Raw genomic sequence first — 6456 nt, 5'->3', positions numbered from 1 at the left:
AAATCGACGTTGAGAGCGATCGACTTCGGATTCTCTGAATAAGCCTGACTCATGACAACCAAGCACACGGCGAAGAAACCATCGCAAGCACCGCAACTCGCAAAACCCGGCCTGAAGCAGTTGCAATTCGCTTTCCCGTTCCTGCGCAAGGGCCAGGGCAAGTCGGACAAGTCATCGCCCTTCACCGACGAGCATGAGCTTCACCGGCTACTGGCCGGGCGCGAGCCATCCGCCGCCGCGGCATGATCCGGCTCACTCATCGAGGCGTATATCAGCGCTTCACAAAGTGGCGAAAACGGAAAGCATCAACGGTAGAAGAAGGAATTTTTCGGAGCTTCATAAATTGAATGGTTTCGCATGAGAAATAATTCGAAAAACCTGGCATTACTGGCTATCACGATCGCCTGTAACGCGGCACCTGCTGAGGCCGCCGACTACCTCGCGCCAGCGAGCCTGTGCCAACGAGGCGAGAAACAATATTTCAGTTGTGAACTACAGGGCTCCAGAAAGATCGCATCGATTTGTGCAGCTAATAACACTTCCCCCGATCACGGCTACGTACAGTATCGATTCGGAACGCAGCGCAAGATTGAATATACTTTCCCTCGCGCACTCACACCTCCACGCGGAAACATTTCCATCGTAGACGTTTCGCGGTTGCCGGACGGGTTGGGCAGTCATTTAAAATTTTCGAACGGACCTTACACGTATATTGTTTCAACTGCCCTTGTTCCCGGAGCAGTATATGTAGTAAAAGACAACACGGTCGTTTTTGACGGAGTCTGCAAAGGTAACGCGTACATACCGTTTAGTAATACGGCGCGGCAGGGCCTCGAGTATGGAATCAGTGATTGAACCGATCAACTGGATGCGCGCGGTAAGTAGGGAAAGGGCCGCGACATGCACTTTGCGAAACGTCGACAATCCAAAAATACTTCAAACACTCAAGAGCAGGTTTCCATACAAAGACGCCCAGTTCATTCACAAAGTACCTGATCGCTTCGGGTGTTGGGCGCCTGAACGTCAATCACGCAACTGAAATCTTCGAAATTCTCGCGTGCGGTCACGCATATTGGCTGCGCTCCATTGAAAAGATTTTTCGACAAATGGGATGGGCGGCGTATTGTCGAGAGATTAGCTTCTTCGTGCTGAATTGATACGGGTCGATGTGACTCACGCCCTTCTGAATATGCTCGGAGAAAAGCAGGGCATTTCTGTCTCGATGCGGGCGCCCTCAGACATGCCCTAAACGAAATCGACGTTGAGAGCGATCGACTTCGGATTCTCCGAATAAGCCTGACTCATGATAACAAAGCACACGCCGAAGAAATCATCGCAAGCACCGCAACTCGCGAAGTCCGGCCTTTTTAGTTGTCAGCTAAAAGATTCCGACAAAATTGCGTTCGTTTGCGTAGTGCATCTATATGCACTGCTGCATTCGGAATGCGTGACGAAAACGGCTTCCGATCCCGCATCGCCTGCCCCACGTGCCCCACACATGGCAGGCGACGCACAGACGCCTTTTCATAGACACCACAACGAAAAAATACTCGTCCTTTATTGCGCCCCTCGTCGAATTTACAAGTGCTTTAGGCGCAATTCGCTATTGTCTTGGCCTCTCCGCTGAAGCGGCTTCGCTTCGGGCGGATCTCTGGAGGCTTTTATGGACGAATTCGAAATCGGCAAAGAATATTCACGCGAATATATTCACACAGTGTGCGGCGGCAGCAAGCAGGCCTTCCTGCCGACCCGACGCGGCAAAGTGGTGGCCGCGTGTCTGCGCATGGATTTAAACCCGCAGGCGCCGGAGGTGGTTCTTTGCAACAGCGGAGCGGCCGCGCGTGCCGCCGGCCGCACCCTCGCCAAGCAGACGAACCCGATTCCGGTGTTTATCCGTGCGGAAACCGACCGGTTCCGCTATGTCGGCCAGTACGCGCCCGACCAGTCGCTGACCGCGCCGCTCGAATGCGCGCCCTATGCGCGCAACAGCAGCTTCACGGTAGGCCAGATTTCTCGGGTCATCAAGTTGAAACGGTGTTAAGAGGCAAGAGGCGCTAGACAGGCAGGCACTAACAGGATGCTTGCGTTGCCGGCAGCCGCAGGGGAACTGTCAGTGTCTGCACTGCATTTTTTCGCGCGGCTGCCGCTTTTTTGCACCGCATTTATACCCGCAGGACTAATCTCGTAACTGTCTTGACCAACCACTGCGGGATTGACCGCTCATCATGGCTCTCTCTCAACCGTCCGAAGTCCCCGATTCCGTACGCTCCCTTTCACGCGCTTCACAGTTTGTCCAACAGCCGGTCCAGCAGTCTACCCAACAGCCTGTCCAGCGCGGCAACAACGTCATTCCCTTTCCGCTGTCGCGCGCGCTTTTGCCCGTTACGCTCATCCGGGAAACCGAAAGCGAAGCGCGCTCGCAACTCAAATCGCTGCTGCACTCGCCGCTCGGCGTTTATGTCGTCAGCACGGAAGTCGTCCGTGACGGCGTACGCGTACTCTTTTCCATCGCACCCGAAGACCTCGATTTCACGATGCACACGCTGATCGCGTCGGTGCCGGAGGCTCTGATCGGTTCGCTCAAGCGTGTCGGCTCCCTGAAAGAGGCGCACTGATGTACTCCGGTATCTGGCTGCCGATCGTCACGCCGTTTCGCAACGGCGAAGTCGATATCGAAGGCTTGCAGCGTCTCGCCGACTACTACCTGCATACCGAGATCAGCGGCTTTGTCGCGCTCGGCACAACAGGCGAGGCGGCGCTTCTGTCCGAAAGCGAACGCGTGACCGTGCTGCAGGCGCTGCTCGACGTGGTCGGCGAGCGTCTGCCGGTGCTGATCGGCGCGGGCGGTTTCGATACGCGCGACGTGGTGCGCGAGATCGGGCGCTACGAGCGCTGGAATTGCGCCGGTTACCTCGTCTCGGCGCCCGCCTACGTGTGCCCCGATCAGACCGGCGTGCAATGGCACTTCGAACAGGTTGCGTGCGCAACCGACCGCCCGATCGTGCTGTACGACGTGCCGCATCGCACGGGTGTCAGGATCGCCACGGAAACGGTTGGCCGGCTGCTCGAGTTCGACAACGTCGTCGCGATCAAGGAATGCGTGAAGGACCAGTTTGCCGCGCTGCGCGGCCTGCCGGTCAACGTGCTGTGCGGCACGGACGACGCGTTTCTCGATTGCCTCGACGCGGGCGGCGCGGGCGGCATCCTCGCGAGCGCACACGTGTGCGCGGACCTGCTCGTCGAAGTCGGCGAACGGCACCGCGACGGTCATGGCGACGATGCGAAACGCCTGTTCGGCCACCTCGTGCCGTTACTGCGCTTGCTCTTCGCGGCTCCCAACCCCGCCGCGATCAAGGCGATGCTCGCCTTCGACCATCCGCTCACGGACGAAACGCGCATGCCGATCACGCGCGCGTCCGCGCAACTGGTCGAGCGGCTCTCGCAGGCCCGCAACGCGCTGCAGGATCTGCGCGCCGAAATGGTGGGCGCGCATTAATGCCGGGATGGGCGCGAGCATGATGCGCGTCGGCCGGCGCGGGCCGCGACACGAGCGGGAATTCAACCAACGTTTCACTGAAGTCAGGACTTCGGGCAACGAGCGAAGTCTGGAGGTATCCATGCAGAAGCAACGCGTAGAGGCTGAAAATCAGACAGAACAAGCTTCCCGCATCGCAACCGTTCAGCGTGGCAGCGGCGCCGGAAGCGTTGTGCTGCGACGCTTCGACCCGTCCCGCGACTCGTACGGGCAACTGACCTCGATGCTGCACCGCGCGTTCGCGCGGCTCGGCATGATGGGGCTGAACTGCCTGTGCGTCGAGCAGACACCCGCGGCGACGAAAAAGCGCGCGCGCGCCGGCGATTGCTTCGTCGCGGTCTGCGGCGGCCAGGTAGTCGGCACGATGACGCTGTATGCGCGCGACCTGGAGTCGACATGCGAACACTACCGTGTCGAGCAAGTCGCAACGCTGCGCCAGTTCGGTGTCGAGCCCGCGTGGCAAAGTCGCGGCATCGGCAAGTCGCTGATCGCGTTTGCCGAACACTGGGCCGCCACCCGCGGCTATGCGCAGCTCGCGCTCGATACGCCGTATCCGGCCGCGCATCTGCTCGAGTTCTATCGCAGCCAGGGCTTTCGCATCATCGACGTAATGCGCTTTGCCGATCGCGACTACGACAGCGCGATTATGAGCAAGCCGCCGGTGGCCGCTCGCACGCTGGCGAACTGGTCGCGCCGCCTCGAACTGCCGTGCCCGACCTTTCCGCGTGCCGCATGAATCGCATGAATCGAACCGATCGCGCCGGCGCGCTGATCGTGTACGCGCGGCCGCTGATGATGCTGCGCGGCATGTGCAAGGTGATTGCGATCGCGTTCGCGGTCAATCAGGTGCTGACAACTGCTTTTACGTACGTCGCGCAGCAGGTCGATAGCGCGCTGCCGCATCAGATGGTGTGGCTGTTCAGCTGCATGACCTGCGGTCTGCTGAGCTTGTGGCTGCAGGCCGATGCGCGCCGCGCATTCGGATTCGCGCGCAAACAGGGCCATGTGAAGATCACCGACACCCTTCACGACGGCAAGGAGCGTGCACTGCAGATCGCCGCCGATTGTCCGAAGCGCTGGCTCGTGATTCTGCATATCGAACTGAATCCCGCTGCGTTCGCCCTGCAGCCCGGCAACCCGCCGCAGCAACGTTGATTGCCGAGGCCGCCCGGCGCCGGCCCCTCACCCGCGCCCGCGGTTTCCGGCGCCGCACTGCGTGCGGTGCTTCCCGCCATTGCCGTACGGCGTGCAAAGCGTCTATAAAGACACTGTGTCGGTTACCGTCGGTGTCGATGTCATGGACGATCATGAGCAGGTCGATGCAAGGCCAGCGCGGCCGGGCGACAGTGTGCAAACCGCGCAGGCTGATGCGGGCCGCGTGCCCGGCGCCGCGACCGCCGTTATTCAGGCGTGGACGCGGCGTCTCTTCTCGCAGCCCTCGCAGGCGCTCGGCGCGTGGTTCGACCGTATCGATCCGGGCACGCATCGCCGCGTAAAGGGGCTGCGCCTCGTCACCGCATACGGGATCGCTGCCGCGCTCGGCGCGTTGCACGACGTCACACGCGATGTGCACCAGAGCGCGGCGCTGTCGACGTTGGCCGCGAGCATCGCGCTCTGGGCAAGCGTGTTCGAGGCGAAGACCACGCGCGCCGAATCGAGCCGCGATCTTGCGCTGCTGTGCATCGCGGCCGGCATCGGTGCGGCCGTCTACGCCGCGCTGTTTCCAGCGTTAGCCGGTGTGGGCCGGGCGGGGCCTGAAATCGTGCTCGTCAGCGGCGCGTTCTGCGTCGGCTATCTGAAGCGCTTCGGCATGCTTGGCGCCGGCATCGGCGCGCAGATCTATATCGGCCAGCTCTATGCATCGGCGATGACGCTCGGGCCGCCCGATGTGCCGGCCATCGCGGTGGCCGTGCTGATCGCGATGCTGGGCTCGATCGTGCCGCGTCTATTGAGCGGGCCCGCCGAACATCCCGCGCTGCTCGCCGCGTTTACGGCAGTGCCGCCCGTGCCGCCCGGCTTTGCGCGGCGCTGGCCACCTGAATTCGTGATGGGCCTGCAGGCGGCCACGGGCGCGTCGATCATCGTCGCGTTGAACCAGATGATCGGCCTCGAGGAATCGGAGTGGGCGATCACGGGCTGCACCTTTGTCGTGGCCGCCTCGGCAACGGCCACCGTGCAACGCACGCGGGCGCGCATCGTCGGTACGATAGTCGGCGTGCCGCTCGGCATCGTGTGTCTGCCGCTGGCCGAACACGCACCGCTCGTAGTCTGGACGTTGGCGGCGCTCGCGATGGTCATCTATGCGATGAGCCTGCCCGAGCGCTACGACGTCGCATGCGCCGCTTTCGCATTCATCCTCATGATCACGCTGGCCGCGGATGGCGTGCACTCGGTGCCCTACCTGTTCGCGCGCTTGTGGGAGACCATCATCGGCGGCGTGATCGGGGTGCTGGCAGCGTTTCTCATTTTTCCGTTACGAGCGAATCGCGCAGAGACAAAGTAGAAAAACGCGAAATTGCAAGCTAAGCGCGATAGGCCGAATGGACGATCGGCCATCGCGACGAAGTGCATTCGTGCGACGCAATAGGATAATCGACGCACCGGGAGCACGCGTCGAGGTCGATGGAAGTGGATCGGTAGAGGCACCGCGTGACGAGACTCGAGCAGCGCGAGCCCAGCCGAACGACACCGCTTGTGCAGCTGCTGGACGGAGAATGGCAGGCGCTATTGGCACAGGCCGACGATATGCGTGCGGATCGATGCTTGCGCGCCATCGCCATCCTCTTGCGACGTGGGGCAGGCTGGCCGCTTCGACGATGCACCGAGCGCTCGCGCCATCCTGCGGCCCATCGCCGTCAACCGCGACTTACCTGAGCGCCGATCGGCCTTTGCGACAAGATGTGTCCGCAACCAAGTGCAAG

At 61.4% G+C, this 6456-nt stretch carries 7 protein-coding genes; all 7 read left to right on the top strand.

Features of this window, described 5'->3' with window-relative positions; genetic code table 11:
• Window positions 1-51 precede the first annotated feature (51 nt).
• Window positions 52-246: a hypothetical protein gene (locus ACYPXD_RS25080; protein ID WP_459717399.1), complete on the top strand. Its 195-nt coding sequence runs from the start codon at window positions 52-54 to the stop codon at window positions 244-246.
• A gap of 1417 nt (window positions 247-1663) precedes the next feature.
• A complete protein-coding gene (locus ACYPXD_RS25075) occupies window positions 1664-2041 on the top strand; it encodes a DUF6697 family protein (RefSeq protein ID WP_459717396.1) in 378 nt (125 codons plus the stop codon).
• Between the two features lie 184 nt (window positions 2042-2225).
• Window positions 2226-2615 (top strand): hypothetical protein, encoded by a 390-nt coding sequence (locus ACYPXD_RS25070; protein WP_459717393.1) that lies wholly within the window; start codon window positions 2226-2228, stop codon window positions 2613-2615.
• Complete coding sequence (locus tag ACYPXD_RS25065) at window positions 2615-3496, top strand: 4-hydroxy-tetrahydrodipicolinate synthase family protein (RefSeq protein ID WP_459717388.1); 882 nt, start codon at window positions 2615-2617, stop codon at window positions 3494-3496. Before ACYPXD_RS25070 ends, ACYPXD_RS25065 begins: the two co-directional genes overlap by 1 nt.
• Window positions 3497-3617: 121 nt before the next feature.
• Complete coding sequence (locus ACYPXD_RS25060) at window positions 3618-4271, top strand: GNAT family N-acetyltransferase (RefSeq protein ID WP_459717384.1); 654 nt, start codon at window positions 3618-3620, stop codon at window positions 4269-4271.
• Between the two features lie 5 nt (window positions 4272-4276).
• The gene (locus ACYPXD_RS25055) at window positions 4277-4690 is read left to right on the top strand and encodes a hypothetical protein (protein WP_459717382.1); all 414 of its coding nucleotides are present in this window, start codon (window positions 4277-4279) and stop codon (window positions 4688-4690) included.
• Window positions 4691-4832: 142 nt separating this feature from the next.
• Window positions 4833-6038 carry an FUSC family protein gene (locus ACYPXD_RS25050; protein ID WP_459717380.1) on the top strand — a complete coding sequence of 402 codons (1206 nt, stop codon included), beginning with the start codon at window positions 4833-4835 and terminating at the stop codon, window positions 6036-6038.
• Window positions 6039-6456: the final 418 nt, after the last annotated feature.

The organism is Paraburkholderia sp. 2C (assembly GCF_054589215.1).
Note: the sequence above shows the minus strand (reverse complement) of the source record. Positions and strands in the feature narration are given on the sequence as shown.

Bases quoted from the DNA above. Each gene is read 5' to 3' on its own strand.
- ACYPXD_RS25080 (WP_459717399.1), top strand. From the start codon at position 52: ATGACAACCAAGCACACGGCGAAGAAACCATCGCAAGCACCGCAACTC.
- ACYPXD_RS25075 (WP_459717396.1), top strand. From the start codon at position 1,664: ATGGACGAATTCGAAATCGGCAAAGAATATTCACGCGAATATATTCAC.
- ACYPXD_RS25070 (WP_459717393.1), top strand. From the start codon at position 2,226: ATGGCTCTCTCTCAACCGTCCGAAGTCCCCGATTCCGTACGCTCCCTT.
- ACYPXD_RS25065 (WP_459717388.1), top strand. From the start codon at position 2,615: ATGTACTCCGGTATCTGGCTGCCGATCGTCACGCCGTTTCGCAACGGC.
- ACYPXD_RS25060 (WP_459717384.1), top strand. From the start codon at position 3,618: ATGCAGAAGCAACGCGTAGAGGCTGAAAATCAGACAGAACAAGCTTCC.
- ACYPXD_RS25055 (WP_459717382.1), top strand. From the start codon at position 4,277: ATGAATCGAACCGATCGCGCCGGCGCGCTGATCGTGTACGCGCGGCCG.
- ACYPXD_RS25050 (WP_459717380.1), top strand. From the start codon at position 4,833: ATGGACGATCATGAGCAGGTCGATGCAAGGCCAGCGCGGCCGGGCGAC.